The sequence below is a fragment of the Variimorphobacter sp. HTMS_6 genome, from assembly GCF_059717775.1.
The window spans coordinates 3,541,189-3,556,603 of the sequence record NZ_AP046094.1 but is presented as its reverse complement, the minus strand read 5'-3'; the positions used below and the strand labels follow the sequence as shown (position 1 = coordinate 3,556,603).

At 38.7% G+C, this 15,415-nt stretch carries 13 protein-coding genes; 9 read left to right on the top strand and 4 right to left on the bottom strand.

Features of this window, described 5'->3' with window-relative positions:
* Positions 1 to 35: 35 nt before the first annotated feature.
* Entirely contained in the window at positions 36 to 1,115 is a 1,080-nt protein-coding gene (locus AC6IWN_RS16050) for a DnaD domain protein (RefSeq protein WP_497988700.1), read from the bottom strand.
* A gap of 311 nt (positions 1,116 to 1,426) precedes the next feature.
* On the bottom strand, positions 1,427 to 2,830 hold the full coding sequence (gene murC / locus AC6IWN_RS16045; protein ID WP_497988698.1) for a UDP-N-acetylmuramate--L-alanine ligase: 1,404 nt from the start codon (positions 2,828 to 2,830) through the stop codon (positions 1,427 to 1,429).
* Between the two features lie 492 nt (positions 2,831 to 3,322).
* Here murC and spoVG point away from each other — a divergent pair, with 492 nt between their 5' ends.
* The 7 genes from spoVG to AC6IWN_RS16010 all read left to right on the top strand — a co-directional run bounded on the left by spoVG (position 3,323) and on the right by AC6IWN_RS16010 (position 11,459).
* The gene (spoVG, locus tag AC6IWN_RS16040) at positions 3,323 to 3,601 is read left to right on the top strand and encodes a septation regulator SpoVG (protein ID WP_497988696.1); all 279 of its coding nucleotides are present in this window, start codon (positions 3,323 to 3,325) and stop codon (positions 3,599 to 3,601) included.
* A 224-nt stretch (positions 3,602 to 3,825) separates the two neighbouring features.
* A complete protein-coding gene (locus AC6IWN_RS16035) occupies positions 3,826 to 4,131 on the top strand; it encodes an MJ0042-type zinc finger domain-containing protein (protein WP_497988694.1) in 306 nt (101 codons plus the stop codon).
* Positions 4,132 to 4,144: 13 nt separating this feature from the next.
* Complete coding sequence (pth, locus tag AC6IWN_RS16030) at positions 4,145 to 4,711, top strand: aminoacyl-tRNA hydrolase (protein WP_497988692.1); 567 nt, start codon at positions 4,145 to 4,147, stop codon at positions 4,709 to 4,711.
* Positions 4,712 to 4,749: 38 nt separating this feature from the next.
* Positions 4,750 to 8,289, top strand: coding sequence for a transcription-repair coupling factor (gene mfd, locus AC6IWN_RS16025; RefSeq protein WP_497988690.1), 3,540 nt, complete (start codon positions 4,750 to 4,752; stop codon positions 8,287 to 8,289).
* Between the two features lie 22 nt (positions 8,290 to 8,311).
* Positions 8,312 to 9,718, top strand: coding sequence for a peptidylprolyl isomerase (locus AC6IWN_RS16020; protein ID WP_497988688.1), 1,407 nt, complete (start codon positions 8,312 to 8,314; stop codon positions 9,716 to 9,718).
* 28 nt (positions 9,719 to 9,746) lie between these two features.
* The gene (locus AC6IWN_RS16015; RefSeq protein WP_497988687.1) at positions 9,747 to 10,313 is read left to right on the top strand and encodes an SOS response-associated peptidase; all 567 of its coding nucleotides are present in this window, start codon (positions 9,747 to 9,749) and stop codon (positions 10,311 to 10,313) included.
* Between the two features lie 318 nt (positions 10,314 to 10,631).
* The gene (locus AC6IWN_RS16010) at positions 10,632 to 11,459 is read left to right on the top strand and encodes a transglutaminase domain-containing protein (protein WP_497988685.1); all 828 of its coding nucleotides are present in this window, start codon (positions 10,632 to 10,634) and stop codon (positions 11,457 to 11,459) included.
* Positions 11,460 to 11,505: 46 nt separating this feature from the next.
* Here the strand turns inward: AC6IWN_RS16010 and AC6IWN_RS16005 are convergent, their stop codons facing one another.
* Together AC6IWN_RS16005 and AC6IWN_RS16000 are read right to left on the bottom strand one after the other, a co-directional pair.
* Positions 11,506 to 12,489, bottom strand: a complete 984-nt coding sequence (locus AC6IWN_RS16005) for a hypothetical protein (RefSeq protein WP_497988683.1) — start codon at positions 12,487 to 12,489, stop codon at positions 11,506 to 11,508.
* Between the two features lie 330 nt (positions 12,490 to 12,819).
* Complete coding sequence (locus AC6IWN_RS16000) at positions 12,820 to 13,386, bottom strand: hypothetical protein (RefSeq protein WP_497988681.1); 567 nt, start codon at positions 13,384 to 13,386, stop codon at positions 12,820 to 12,822.
* 346 nt (positions 13,387 to 13,732) lie between these two features.
* Between AC6IWN_RS16000 and AC6IWN_RS15995 the strand changes: the two genes are divergently transcribed.
* Positions 13,733 to 14,110, top strand: coding sequence for a BlaI/MecI/CopY family transcriptional regulator (locus AC6IWN_RS15995; RefSeq protein WP_497988680.1), 378 nt, complete (start codon positions 13,733 to 13,735; stop codon positions 14,108 to 14,110).
* Between the two features lie 4 nt (positions 14,111 to 14,114).
* Complete coding sequence (locus tag AC6IWN_RS15990; RefSeq protein WP_497988678.1) at positions 14,115 to 15,392, top strand: M56 family metallopeptidase; 1,278 nt, start codon at positions 14,115 to 14,117, stop codon at positions 15,390 to 15,392.
* Positions 15,393 to 15,415 lie beyond the last annotated feature (23 nt).

Genomic DNA, 15,415 nt, shown 5'->3' with positions numbered 1-15,415 from the left:
TATATAGGTTAAGTTTCTCGGTTGATATATAAGGTTTATAGGTTTTTGTTCAAGAGCTTACGCTCCAGTTCCGCATAATCCTGCGCAGAATAAGATCTTTGAGGAAATTGGTTGAAGCGGTTGGAAATGGGCTTAGCAGGTGCAGCGGATTTTTTTGCTTCACTTTGTTTATTGCCTTTAGAGAATTCTTCATCCAGTCTTGTTATATCAGAATGATTTTTTACATCCTTTTTAAACCATGTTTCTAAAATTTTATCCGTGTATTTAAAGTCAGGTTTTTGAGTACGTAGAAGGGTACGATTGCAAGCCTCTGCGATAATATCATCCGCAAAGCCGAACACCTCTACCCACTTTGTTATGTATTGACGTTCGATCTGTCCGGGGGCACGATTGAGTCCAAAGGCTTTATTCACTGTATTAAAATGATCGTGGTAGGTGGAGGTCGCAACTTTCGCTTTTTCCTCGGTATCGATCCCACTCTCCGCCCAGGTTAATGCAACAGCCTCAATGTAGGAGGCGCTTTTCTTTCCCTTGGATACACAATATTCGTATAAGTACATAATTAATTCAGCTGAAAAGTGAAGCTCCTCATATAGATAGAGGATTAATTGAAGATCCATGGGTTTTAGTGGGCGATCCAAATAGATCTCCACAATGTTCATGGCATATTTTATATCATCATTATTCGTAAACTGCTCAATCTTCTCCGCAGAATAACTCTGGCGGGAAGCGGGCTTGGTTTCAGTATGTATGCTTACGGCTACTTCATCCAGCTCTGAGTCAGTATCACCGGGAAGTGCGGGGCTTTGATCGGTAGTTTTAAGATCTAATAGATAGATCGCAGTAATTTCTTTTTGTGTGTTGCGCGTCAACGCCAATAGATTTAGCTTTTCCCAGTAAGAAAGCGCACGAATGATGTCTTTTTCTGTGTTTTCCAAACGGTCAGCTATGGAGGAGATGGTCACTTCCTGGCAAGTTCCGGAAAAGCAACGCAACAAATATAGATAAACTTTGACATATGCGCCATTCGCAGACGGCATATATTGATCGATAAAGATATTCGGCACAATAGTAACGTCAGATATACCCTGTGCATGTAATGAAATCTTACTCATAATACAGTTCCCCCCAATATAAATCCGTGGCTTTTTAGTAACGCCAGTGCCATTATAGCACAGTTAAATCTATCTGAAAATAGCCTATTTTATGGGTGTTGCACCACTATTTTTCAGTGTGGATAACGTGGATATTGTGGATAAACATAAGGTAAAAAGATGTAAAATAATGTAAAAAACAACAGAACAATCGTATATTTCGAATGTTTTTGGGTGAAAAGTCTATAATTGTAGAAATGTTTACCCGGAAAAAAATATCCACAGGAATTATCAAAAAAATTGTTGATAATCCTGTGGATAATGTGGATAAACTATAAACCTAGGAGCTTTTCTCCTACGGATACTATGTCTCCGGCGCCCATAGTTATCAACAGGTCACCGTTCATACAATTTTCCAATAAAAAGTTTTCAATCTCATCAAAGGAAGGAAAATGGTGCGCATCTTTACCAATATTCTGAAGCTCTCTTACTAGATCCAAGGAGGAGATATCGCCCGGATTCTTCTCTCTGGCAGCATAAATATCGGCAATTACAACGTTATCTGCGATAGCAAGAGCCTCTGCAAATTCGGTCAGGTGCTGCTTCGTTCTGGAGTAAGTGTGAGGTTGGAATACACACCAGATGTTATTATGTGGATAACTTTGAGCAGCGATTAAAGTGGCGGAAACTTCCGTCGGATGGTGTGCATAATCGTCGATTATAGTTATACCACCGACTTCGCCTTTTAGCTCAAATCGTCGTTTTGAGTTCTTAAATGAAAGAAGAGCACTCTTGATTTTCTCAATCGGGATACCTGCCGCTAGTGCAATTCCGATTGCAGGGAGAGAATTTGATATATTATGGAGACCGATGACATTCAAACGCATGCGATCGATAAACTTACCCTTATAATATAAATCATAGCTTCCAACACTGTGCTCATCAAAATCAATCTTATCTGCCGCAATATCATATGTAAGATCTGTCTTACGATGTGCGGAATCAATAATACCATAGGTGATTACTTCACAATCCAAATCTGAAGTGATATCCTCGAAGCGTTCGATTTCACCGTTTATAAATAACTGGCCGCCTTTTGGGATTCTTTTAGCAAATAGATGAAAGGAATTACGAATATCATCCAAATCCTTGAAGAAATCAAGGTGATCTGCATCTACGTTCAGTATAATTGCACGTTTTGGATTAAAATGTAAAAAGGTATTGGTATACTCACATGCTTCCGTAATGAAGTGCTCTGATTCTCCGATACGAATATTACCACCGATTGCATCCAGAATACCACCGACCGAAATCGTGGGATCCATATCACCCTGTAAAAAGATCAGGGAAAGCATTGAGGTTGTGGTTGTTTTACCATGAGTACCGGATATTGCAATGGCATCTTCAAAGTTTAGCATCACCTGGCCGATCATCTCAGCTCTGGTTAACATAGGGATACCTCTTTTTTTAACCTCCAAGAATTCTTCGTTATCTTCAGAGATAGCGGCAGTAAATACAACAAGCTCGATATCAGAGGTAATATTTGAGGCTTTTTGACCTAAGTAAAAGGTTATTCCTAAATCGGATAAGCGATCAGTTATTTTGCTTTCGTGGGCGTCGGAACCACTTACTCGAAAGCCATTCGTATGAAGGTATTCTGCAAACCCGCTCATACTGATTCCGCCTATACCGATAAAATGAATCCGACAGGGATTGTCAAAATCTATTTTATACATAGTACACTTCCTATCCATAATTTTTAGTATCAAGAAAACTACGCGAAATTGCGCGCAATTTCTCTGGCAAGCATCAATTCGACGTTTACTACCTGTTATTATAACCCATTTCTCTTAAAATACAATATTAAAATCTATCCGTTGGCACATTACACAAGGGTTTCGTAGCGCATTTTGTACTCATTATATTCAAAATAGGAAGAATTAATGCAAGTATCAAAACCGGAACAGACAAAAAATGGTAAAGATTAAAGCCATAACAGTGAAAAGTTAGCAGTATTTTACAAATAGATTGTAAAATATGTTATTTTTTCGTAAATATTATTCACATTTTGGAATAAATATGTTATAATGCTCTCAAATACCAAAGTTTGGGAATCGTTGAACTAAAACCATGGGGTTTTGGGTGTTTTACTAAGGGGAAAGTGAAGAATACATACTATCTTTTTCTCGACAACTAACGATAAACTTGACAGAAGGGAGCAAAAGGCCATGCAGATTACTGACGTACGAGTACGCAAGGTGAGCAAGGAGGGCAAGATGAAAGCTGTAGTATCAATTACGCTTGATAACGAGTTCGTAGTTCACGATATCAAAGTAATTGAAGGGGACAAAGGTTTATTCATTGCTATGCCTAGCCGTAAAGCTGGAGATGGTGAGTATAGAGATATTGCTCATCCGATCAATTCTGAAACTAGGGACAAGATTCAAAAGATCATCCTAGAGAAGTATGAGATTGCGGCTTTAGAAACAGAAGAAGAAGCAGTATAATTAACGTACACTAAAACGGCAGCTATGGGGCTGCCGTTTTTCTGCGCATATTTTTATATAATACGGCTGGAAGAGAGCAAACAGAGGGTTAGTTTCGGCCATAATCTGTTAACTTAACTGTTGTCACCAACAAGAGGAAGGATTATAATAGATAAGTAATAATTTCAAGAAACAATAACAACGATTATGAATACGAATGGAAAATTAATATATCGGAGTAAAGTATGAATAAGTGGGTTAAAAATATTGGAATTATAATATTTGTACTATCATTTTTTATAGTATTATTTGGTGCTTTTATTAGTATGATACTATTTTGGGCAGGTTTTACTGTGCTTATGTTGGAATCTGTGGCTTTGTTAATATGGCAGATAAAAAGGTTGGACTGGAGATGCGATACATGTGGTACCGTGTTTTCAATTAATTGGGAGCAGAGTATCCTGGGATTTAATGGAGGATCGGTTAAAGAATTGTATTGTCCTCATTGTAAGAAAAAAAACTGGTGTAGCCCAGTAGTAAAAGAGAAATAAGATTGGAGTTAGTATGTATATAATAGTAGGATTGGGTAACCCAACCGATAAATATCAGGCAACAAGACATAATGTAGGGTGGGACGCCATCACGAGGCTGTCCGATGATTACCGTATATCCTTAGATTTAAAGAAGCATAAGGCTATCTGTGGAAAAGGCTTTATTGAAGGGGAAAAAGTAATACTGGCTCAACCGATTACCTATATGAACTTAAGTGGGGAAAGTGTTCGTGAGCTAGTGGATTTTTATAAAGTAACACCACAGGAGGTTATCGTCATCTATGATGATATCAGTCTGGAGGTAGGTCAGCTGCGCATTCGTAAGAAGGGAAGCGCAGGCGGACATAACGGAATTAAGAGTATTATCAGTCATCTGGGAACGGATGAATTCCCAAGAATTAAGGTAGGTGTTGGCGACAAACCGAAGGATTGGGATCTGGCGGACTATGTTCTGTCAAGATTTTCATCTCAGGAGCAGCCCGTGATACGGGAAGCACTGAAGGATTCTTCTGATGCCTGCAAAATGATTATTACATCGGGGATTGATGCAGCGATGAATCAGTATAATCGCAAGAAATAAACGGAGTGTAATAAGTTTTCAAATAGGAGGAAATACTGTTGAAAACCTTTATAGCGCCCCTGAAAGAATTAAAAGAGTTTAATGACATCAGGGATAACATCTTACGAAAGACTCTTCCGGTACAGGTTACAGGCTGTATTGATTCACAGAAGTGTCACTTGATTCACGGCTTGAGTGAGGGTTTTAAATTTAAAGTCATTGTAACTTATAATGACATGAAGGCAAAGGAAATCTACGAAGATTACCGATTATACGATAAAGAGGTATATCTCTACCCTGCGAAAGACATTATCTTCTATAGTGCGGACATTCATGGAAATGCCATTGTAAGAGATCGATTAAAGATTATTAGCAGAATTCTTGAACAGAAGGATACCACTATTATCGTTACCTTAGATGGAGGTATGGATCGTCTACTACCGCTTGATATGGTGAAAGAGAGAATTATAACAATTACAAACACCTCCATTCTGAAGATGGAGGAGCTTTCTGCTGCCCTGATTCACCTTGGATATGAGAAGCAAGCTCAGGTAGAAGCTCCCGGGGATTATGCGATACGAGGAGGTATTGTCGATATCTTTCCTCTGACGGAAGAAGCGCCTTACCGAATCGAACTGTGGGGTGATGAGATTGATTCCATTCGAACCTTTGATGTAAACAGCCAAAGGTCCATAGAACAGGTGGATCAAATGATAATCTATCCGGCAGCAGAGATTATACCGGATCAAAACCGCATTCGCAGCGGACTTAAGAAGCTAGAGAATGAAGAAAAGCAGCATTATAAGAAGTTGAGAGAACAGTTTAAGACAGAAGAGGCCGCAAGAATTCATCAGATTGTTGCAGAGTTTAAAGACAATCTCGAAGCATTTCAGGGGTCGGTAGCCCTAGAAAGCTATATAAATTATTTTTATGATCAAACGGTTAGTTTCTTTCATTATTTTAATAATGAAGACACGATCTTCTTTCTGGATGAACCGGGACGGTTGGTGGAAAAGGGAGAAGCGGTTGAAACCGAATTCCGAGAAGGAATGATTGGTCGTATTGAAAAGGGATATATTCTTCCGGGACAAATTGATGCCATCTACAGCTATAAAGAAGTGATGGGATTTTTGGCGAATAAGGATACCGTATTGATTAGTACGATGGAGGTTAAGAATAATTTTTACGCGCCTAAGAATAAATATGATTTTACGATTCAAACGGTTTCTTCTTATCATAAGAACTTTGATATTCTGGTGAAAGATCTGGAACGATGGAAGAAGAACAAATACCGGGTTATCTTGCTTTCCGGCTCAAAGACAAGAGCGATGAGACTTAGTCAGGATTTACAGGATCTTGGACTGAACTCTTTTTACAGTGATGATATGGACCGAATCCTTTCGCCCGGAGAAATCATGGTGGCTTATGGCAATCTCAGAAGAGGATTTGAATATCCATTAATTAAATTAGTGGTCATCTCTGAGAGTGATATCTTTGGTACGGAGAAGAGAAAGAAGAAAAAGAAAACCTCCTACGAGGGAAATAAGATTCAAAGCTTTACAGAGCTCACCCCTGGGGACTATATTGTACATGAAAATCACGGACTTGGTATCTATAAAGGTATAGAGAAGATTGAAGTGGATAAAATAACCAAGGACTATATAAAAATAGAGTACGGTGGAGGGGGCGTGCTGTACGTTCTGGCAACCGGGCTTGATGTCATCCAGAAGTACTCCGGTTCCGAGGGCAGAAAGCCGAAGCTGAATAAGCTTAACTCCATTGAATGGAAGAATACAAAAGCCAAGGTACGGAGTGCTGTCAAGGATGTAGCAAAGGACTTGGTTGAATTATATGCACAGCGACAACAAAAGGTGGGATTTCAATTTAGTTCTGATACAGTATGGCAAAAGGAATTCGAAGAAGCATTCCCCTATGAGGAGACAGATGATCAGTTAAATGCGATTGAAGCGGCCAAGAAGGACATGGAGAGCAATCGAATCATGGATCGATTGGTATGTGGGGATGTTGGTTATGGAAAAACAGAGATTGCAATCCGAGCAGCTTTTAAGGCGGTAGCGGATGGGAAGCAGGTCGTTGTTCTGGTTCCGACCACCATATTGGCGCAGCAGCATTATAATACACTGGTACAACGTATGATGGACTTCCCGGTTAGTATTGATGTGCTATCCCGCTTTCGAACAGCAGCGGAGCAAAAGAGAACGCTGGAACGATTAAAGAAGGGAAGCTTAGATATTATCGTTGGGACACACCGGGTATTGTCCACTGATGTGAAGTTTAAGAATCTAGGACTTCTTATTGTAGATGAAGAGCAGCGCTTTGGTGTTGGGCACAAAGAGAAAATCAAGAAGTTTAAAAAAGATGTGGATGTGCTTACACTAACTGCAACGCCTATTCCAAGAACACTTCATATGAGTCTTGTGGGAATCAGGGATATGAGTGTGCTGGATGAACCACCGGTTGATCGTCAGCCAATCCAAACCTATGTGCTTGAGCATAATGATGAAATCATACGGGAAGCCATCATTAGGGAGCTGGCAAGAGGCGGTCAGGTGTATTATGTATATAACAGAGTAAATGGTATTGATGAAGTTGCGAATACCGTGGCGAAGCTTGTGCCGGATGCCAATGTTGCCTTTGCACACGGACAGATGAATGAGCATACCTTAGAAAAAATTATGTTTGAATTCATCTCCGGAGAGATCGATGTGCTGGTGTCCACTACAATTATTGAAACAGGTCTTGATATCTCCAATGTAAATACAATGATTATTGATGATGCCGATCGCTTAGGCTTATCCCAGCTCTATCAGCTGAGAGGGCGTGTTGGACGTTCCAATCGAACCGCATATGCATTCCTAATGTATAAGAGGGACAAGATGCTGAAGGAGATTGCTGAGAAGAGACTTCATGCGATTAAGGAATTTACCGAGCTTGGATCCGGTTTTAAGATAGCGATGAGGGACCTGGAGATTCGTGGTGCCGGCAACCTGTTAGGGGAGGAACAAAGCGGTCACATGGAGGCAGTCGGGTACGACCTTTATTGTAAGATGCTTAATGAAGCGGTAAAAGCAGTAAAGGGAGATAACTTAGAAGAGGAAACCTTCGAAACTACCGTTGATATGGATATGGATGCATTTATACCATCCACCTATATAAAAAATGAGGTTCAGAAGTTAGATATCTATAAACGTATTGCAGAAATTGAAAATGAAGAAGAAATGATGGATATGCAGGAGGAGCTGATGGATCGCTTTGGAGATATGCCGAATGCGGTGAATAACCTCCTTAATATTGCACTGATTAAGTCCGTATGTCATAGTGTTTATATAACGGGACTGGTTCATAAGGGAAATGAAGTGAAATTGATGATGTATCCGAAAGCACAGCTATCGGTAGAGAAGATACCGGAGCTACTTGCGAAATACAAAAATTTAAAATTGATACCACAGGCAAATCCTTATTTTATATATCAATTACAGAGCAACGCAAAGGGGAAAACGGATGCTCTTATGGTATTTGATCAGATGAGGAAGCTGTTGGTGGATTTTAAATTACTGCGAAATAAACCGCCGCATTAGATGCAGGAAAGGGGAACAGGCGATGAAATTAACAAAAAAACTGAGGATAGTAGTACCGATATTTTTAATCTTATTATTAGTGGCAGGTTGTGGTTCAGGAGCAAAGAGATATGAGTTGTCCAAATTTATCGGGAAATCCGTATCCGCATTTGAACGGAAATCGGGAATTGATATAGAAAAGCAAAGCAATGGAGTGTATGAAAAAGAGGGAATTGTACAGGTTATGGCTCCGAATAAGAAGGTGACCTCGATTACATTATTAAATAAGCCAGGGAAATACATGGTATTCGGTATTACCATCGGAATGGATAAGAAAGAGGCAGATCCATTACTGAGCGAGGAGTTCGGTAAGGAAGCCTCTAAATCAATCAACGAAGCAAAACATGCCACTGTTTATTTTTATCAGAAGGATGATAAGGAGCTTTATGTGTCCTTTGATGTCGATAATAAAAAGGTGACCAGCATTTCTTATTATAAGGTGGATGCGAACAGTAAGAAGAATAAGGATGAGAATGCTAATGCAACCAACGGCGAACTCATGCTAATGGTAGGTGATATCAAGGTTTACTATAGCGAAGCCATGATGTATCTACTGGCTGCAACTGACAAGTATGAAGGGGAATACGGAAAAAGCATATGGAATGCAGATGTCTCCGGTAATGGTAAGATATTTGGCAATATGATAAAGGATGAGGTAATCAACCAGATATGCGCGTTGAAAATCATTCATAAAAAGGCGCATGATTTAAAGATAACATTATCAGAAGAAGAACAGGCGGAGGCAAGTGATTATGCAAGAGAACATTTTGCAAAGTTGCCCGATCAGGAAAAGAACACTTACATGATAACGGAAGAGCTTTTGCAACAGATGTATGCGGACAATCTGTTAGCAGATAAGATATTTGAGGCGAAGACCATTGATGTCAATACGGATGTATCTAACGAGGAAGCAAAGCAGATTACGGTTCAGGATATCTATATCAAGAACTATAACCTGGATTCCAGTGGACATAAGGTGGCATTATCTCAGGAGGACAAGGCAGCAGCGTTAACTAAGGCACAGTCACTTTTGCAGCAGGCAAAGGAAACGGATGATTTCCGTGCACTGGCACAAGCAAACACCCAGGCGGAAAAGGTGGAATATACCTTTGGTAACAATTCGGCCCCGAAGGAATTCAGTGATGAGTTAAAGAAGGCTGCATTTGCTCTAAAGACAGGGAATGTTAGTGATCTGATTTCTACCGCAGACGGTTGGCACATCTTACATTGTGTTTCGGACTTTAATCAGGATGCAACCCTACAGGCGAAGGAAAGTATCATAGACAAACGTCGTAGTGATATGTTTATCAAGCTTTATAAGGAATGGTCCAAGGGATATGAATTCGTGGTGAATCACGAGGCATGGGCATCCATTCCGTTAGGAGAGTAAAGCTTTTTTAGGAAAGTGAGGAATTGGCATGTGTGGCAGATATAATTTCACGGTGGAACAAAGCGAAGAAATCATGGAGATTCTAGAGAAGCTGAATGCGAAGTTTCAAGGAAAGGAAGTAAAAACAGGGGAAATCTTCCCAACAAATCCTGCAGCCATTTTAATGGAGGAAAAGCAAGAAGTTGTCCCTGCCTTAAGCAAATGGGGATTTCCTAAGTTTGACGGAAAGGGCGTTATCATTAATGCCAGAGCCGAGACTGCATTTGAGAAGAGAACCTTTCGTGACAGTCTAGTAAACCGGCGATGTGTCGTTGTCTCCACCGGATTTTATGAGTGGGACAGTGATAAGAAAAAGTATCTGTTTCGTTTGGACGGAACCAATGCGCTGTACATGGCCGGTATTTATTCAAATTACGGCGGGGAATCTAGGTACGTCATACTCACTACGGATGCGAATGAATCCATGCGAGATATTCATAACCGTATGCCACTAATTATCCCAAAGAACGATATCAGAGAGTGGATCATGGATCAGAGTACTACAGGTGAGTTCCTTAGGAGCATTCCCCCTCAACTGATAAAAGAAGCTGTTTAAAAATTAAGAACAAACAACCACTAAATGAGATAGAACATAGAAAACAAACTATAAAATAAATAGAAGATGCTAACATCACTTGATTGGAAAAACGGTTAGGGGATGGAGGCATCTTCTTTTATTTATCTTTGGATTGCAAACGTGTAAATTGTAGTCGTAACTATGCATAAGATGATGTATGGATAAGAATTGGAACTCCATTTTCAATAAAGGACAAAATATCCTATTGAAACATCATGTCAGAATATGTAGAATAGAATATAGAGTAGCACATAGTTGACAACAGACAATTTGTCATTCACATAAAGGGGAGGACATATGGTAAAAAGAATAATGGCGCTAGTTATGGTATTGGTACTACTGGGGATACCCGTAAATGCCAACGCACAAACTTATCTGACAAAAGATCAGATATATAGTAATGTGAAAAAGAATTTGATAGCACATAAAAGTGAATTTACAATTAATATGACCGTAAAGACAATGAATCAGCTTCGTAAAGGAAGTGACTTTATGTATAAAGTCTTTGCGCTAGATGATAAAACCACGTCCAAGGACTTTGATTACATAAAGTTTAATGTGGATAGCTGGAGAGAAAGTTGGAAATGGAGTAACACAACGGGGAAGGCTTCCCTTAAGATGTCAGTGAAATATGCCACAACCGCGGCACAGGAAAAAGAAGTAGATGAGAAAGTTGCAAGCATATTAAAGTCTCTTAATCTAAAGGGGAAAACAGACTACCAAAAAGTAAAAGCGATTCATAACTATATCATTAACCACACCAGCTATGATAAAACATTAAAAAAACATTCAGCATATAATGTACTCGTAAATAAGTCTGCCGTATGTGAAGGATATTCCCTCGCAGCATATCGTTTGTTTCAGAATGCAGGCATTCAAAATAGAATTATTACCGGAACTGCGGGTGGGGGACCTCACTCCTGGAATATTGTAAAGATAAGCGGCAAATGGTATAACATTGATCTGACTTGGGATGATCCGATTACAAGCAGTGGTAAATCCGTATTAAGTTATGATTACTTTTTAAAGAATAGTAAGGACTTTAAAAATCATACCAGAGATTCAGAATATAATACAGCAACATTTAAGAAGAACTATCCAATTGCAGAAAAGAGTTGGAAATAAACGAAGCCCCCGTTCACATGTTGATATATGTGAACGGGGGTTTCGTTTATTTCTTTTCGATACATTTCTCGGGGTCGAGCTTGGTCAATTGCCAATCGCCCCCTTTATTTTTTATATATTGTGCAATCTCAACATCGGTGTTATTGGTCAAGCGATAGAAGAGGAAGAGATAATCATTCCCGTCTTTGCCGTGGAAGGAGATCTGTTTGATGTAATCCTTTTGCTTGTTGGGATACATTTTCTCAATTAGATTACACCATTCGCCATATCGAGCCTTAATGGATAATTCGGCATCATGGGACCATCCGTGATAAGGAGCACATAGAAAATCTTCCCCGGTAAAATCAATATTGTTGATTTTATAATTTCCATCTACTTTTATTAAATCAATAAAGGCATAATAATATGCGAAGTCAGATATCCCGCTTTCACTACCCTGAATCGTCTCGATTTCCGCAAAATAGCGGAGCTGATCATCAGGGCTATCGTATACCGGAACAAACTTATATTTTATTAAGGTGGTATGTAGGATATTCAGGAATGACTTTAAGTATTTATCATAGGGTAGTCGTTTTTGATAATCTTCGGACAAAAACTGATAAGCCACAGGATAGGGTATGGTGGCTTGACCAATTGTTCCACAACCGCTGAACTTGTCAGAAGCAGGATTAGCAGCCTCACGCAGCACGCTAAAGTAATTTATGATGGTATCTTGAGGAGATTTGAATAATTCTTTTGAAAGCTTTATTTGGGAAGGGTCTTTTTCAATATATGAATCAAAGAATCGATAGGTAAAGCGATTATTAAGTGAGGGCAAGGTGGAAGGACGAAAATTGGACTTGGTGTCTTCCTTCGTGTTAATCGGAGTCTTATCCTTGTCAATTGGAAGTGTATATAAAGTACCACCCATCACCATCTTCTCGGAAGGGGCATGGGGGTATAGCTGAATCATCAACACAACTGCGATACAGGTCAAAACCGTAAAGGTGATTGCCAGGATATGCTTACGACTAAATAACAGTATTTTCATTATATCACTTGCCTTTCATTGGGTTCTATGAATTTTACCCTTTGTGTTGATTTGTGCCGAGCATTTCGCAGGTACAAATTAAGAGATGGGAAAATTGCATTTTATTTTTGCGTTAACTACTAATATATATATGTCATTCATTATAAAAATAGGACAAGTTTTGACTGTTTCAAGTGAAAAGTATAAACAAGAACAAAAAGAGCTACATACCGGTGGTTAGTTAACCACTGATGTGTAGCCCTTAAAATACTGCGGGAAAGGAAAAATGTATTGTGCATTTGATTCGATGTACTCCTTCATAGAGAACACAAGTCTTATGAAATATTAATATTACTGAGAGATGGATTTAGCGGTAGAGCTTCCATCATTACTGAGTATTTTAAAGTAAATAGTTCCGCTTTTATACTTTAAATCCAGGATTCGGGTTTGGGATTCATATAACGTGCCTCCAAAAAAATCATGAATTTTATAAGTGGCATCTTCATCATCTACGTATAACGGAGGGCATTCAATATAAACCAAAGATCGTATATTATTATTCTCCCAAACAAAATTTGTTCCGTATACGGAATATTCAAAATTCTTATCCTTTGTATTATAAATCGTAAAAAAATCCATGTCTGGGGTGATGTTGGCAGTAACAGCCACACGTAGCTTATCAATCCATTTCAAGCTAACAATGGAGGTGATTGTAGTTGTTGCCTCTTTTACTTTTACCAATTGATTTTTAACTAAAAAACTAGAAGGATCATTCACACTTACCGTTAATCCGTTGTCAAAAGCATCAGAATACGGAGCTGGAGTAACTGTAGTAACTTCAATGGGTTTATTAACAATTTCATCGCCACTGCTATCTATATCGTTGCTTAAACTCTTTTTGCCACATCCGGAAAACATAATTATAGTTACTAATAGTAAAATAACAATTCTTCTGATAAGGTCATCCTCCTCGTTGGATATATATTTTAGTAATCCATTTAAATGCAAAAATTAAGTTTGATGTGAATTGCAAAAACATATTCAATAATTAAATTAGAAACGTGATAATAATAAAATGTTAGCATAAATACGTACATATATCAACAGGCTTGTACATATTTATTGTTAATAAGGTACACAAAAAACGGCGTATTACAAAATAAATTATTAAAATGGTAATAAATGTATTGACAGGAAATTATAATAATATTATTATAATTACAATAATAAATTTAAACAAATAATTATAGATGAGGGTGATCAGATGGGACAAAAAACATTGACTGCATCGGAGTGGATTGTAATGGATAAACTCTGGGGAAAAGAGCCACAGGTTTTAGCAGAAATAATCGATGCAATTGGAGATCAAGTGGAATGGAGCTATCAGACGTATGCATCGTATTTGAATGTACTATGCGATAAGGGTTTTGTAGATTTTAAAAGAAGAGGCAGGACAAAGTTCTACTATCCATTGGTGGAACGGGATGAATGCATTGAGGCGGAAAGCAAGAGTATGCGTCAGAAGATGAGTAATGAATCGGTAGAGAAGTTTCTACTGTGTATGATACGAGACACACAGTTGTCATCCGATGCGCAGGAGAAGTTGAAGGCACTAATTGATGAATTAGCAGAAAAGGAATAAAAGTATGGAGATTATAAATTACTTATTGGAGATATCCGTTTATAGTGTTTTGTTGTTTGCGATTATACTTTTGATCAAGCATGTATTACGGGACAAGATGTCACCGACGTTGCACTATGTGCTTTGGTTTATACCGATTGCGAGGTTATGTATTCCGTTTACGATAGAAAGCAGCATTCGTCCGATCGTAATCCAGAAAGAGAGGATAGGAGATCTCCAAACATATGAACAGTTGCAGAAGAGTTCCTTATTAAGCTGGATGGACTATATCTTAATCGTGTGGTTAAGTGGAATTTTACTTTTGTCAATACGAATGCTTATCAATATGATAAAGATGAAGCAGGAAATTAATAGATATGGAACGTCGCCCTCTTCCGATATGGAAGAGATCTTAGATAAGTGTAGTAAAGAGTTGGGAATCAAGAAGAAGATGAGGCTGGTTGTGTTTCCCAATATTAAAACACCTGCGCTAACAATTGAACGAAAACCTAAGCTTATTCTACCGTCAGACGTTCAGGAATATCTGAATGAGCAGCAACTAGAGCTTGTCATAAAGCATGAGCTGATGCACTACAAACGCTTTGATCATCGGATGGTCATGTTGCTTCATATTTTGGAAATAGTGTACTGGTTTAATCCACTCGTGTGGGTTATGGGTCGGCATATCAGTCATGATATGGAATCCGCCTGCGATAGCATGGTGGTAAGGAATCTGGATAATCAGTTAAGAAAACACTATGCCCTCTCCCTGGTACAGTTGTCATCGAGGGAAAGAATGATAGGATTCGTGTTAGGATTAGTGTTTGGGAATAATGAAAAAGCGGTTGAGAACAGGGTACGAAGGGTGTTTCAAAGAAGTCCAAGTAAACCAGGTGCGGTAATTGGAGCAGCCATTGTGGCAGTAGTGCTTATTGCAGGGAGCTTTACGACATTCTTTCATCCTGTAGTGAAAAACAACAGAATAGATAATAATCAGGTCAATGAATTGGCTTATAATCATACTGATCCTAAGATGCAGAAGGATTATTATATAGCAAATGCCAATGACATTAATTATATTCCAGACGGGGATTTAATCGCCAGTAAGACTTTGTCCGCAGGTGAAAATTATACTAATTCGGATCAGTATACTACAGAACCGGACGTTTATACTGCAGATTTCTCAGACATAGATGCTGAAGAAAAAAAAACCAATCTATCCTACGTTGATGAAACAGGTCAGAAGCATACCATAGGGAATGTATTTACAAAAGTAAGTAAATCGAAGAGTAAGCACGAATAAAATCACACAAAAGTTAGAACACA

Bases quoted from the DNA above. Each gene is read 5' to 3' on its own strand.
- AC6IWN_RS16050 (WP_497988700.1), bottom strand. From the start codon at position 1,115: ATGAGTAAGATTTCATTACATGCACAGGGTATATCTGACGTTACTATT.
- murC (WP_497988698.1), bottom strand. From the start codon at position 2,830: ATGTATAAAATAGATTTTGACAATCCCTGTCGGATTCATTTTATCGGT.
- spoVG (WP_497988696.1), top strand. From the start codon at position 3,323: ATGCAGATTACTGACGTACGAGTACGCAAGGTGAGCAAGGAGGGCAAG.
- AC6IWN_RS16035 (WP_497988694.1), top strand. From the start codon at position 3,826: ATGAATAAGTGGGTTAAAAATATTGGAATTATAATATTTGTACTATCA.
- pth (WP_497988692.1), top strand. From the start codon at position 4,145: ATGTATATAATAGTAGGATTGGGTAACCCAACCGATAAATATCAGGCA.
- AC6IWN_RS16020 (WP_497988688.1), top strand. From the start codon at position 8,312: ATGAAATTAACAAAAAAACTGAGGATAGTAGTACCGATATTTTTAATC.
- AC6IWN_RS16015 (WP_497988687.1), top strand. From the start codon at position 9,747: ATGTGTGGCAGATATAATTTCACGGTGGAACAAAGCGAAGAAATCATG.
- AC6IWN_RS16010 (WP_497988685.1), top strand. From the start codon at position 10,632: ATGGTAAAAAGAATAATGGCGCTAGTTATGGTATTGGTACTACTGGGG.
- AC6IWN_RS16005 (WP_497988683.1), bottom strand. From the start codon at position 12,489: ATGAAAATACTGTTATTTAGTCGTAAGCATATCCTGGCAATCACCTTT.
- AC6IWN_RS16000 (WP_497988681.1), bottom strand. From the start codon at position 13,386: ATGTTTTCCGGATGTGGCAAAAAGAGTTTAAGCAACGATATAGATAGC.
- AC6IWN_RS15995 (WP_497988680.1), top strand. From the start codon at position 13,733: ATGGGACAAAAAACATTGACTGCATCGGAGTGGATTGTAATGGATAAA.
- AC6IWN_RS15990 (WP_497988678.1), top strand. From the start codon at position 14,115: ATGGAGATTATAAATTACTTATTGGAGATATCCGTTTATAGTGTTTTG.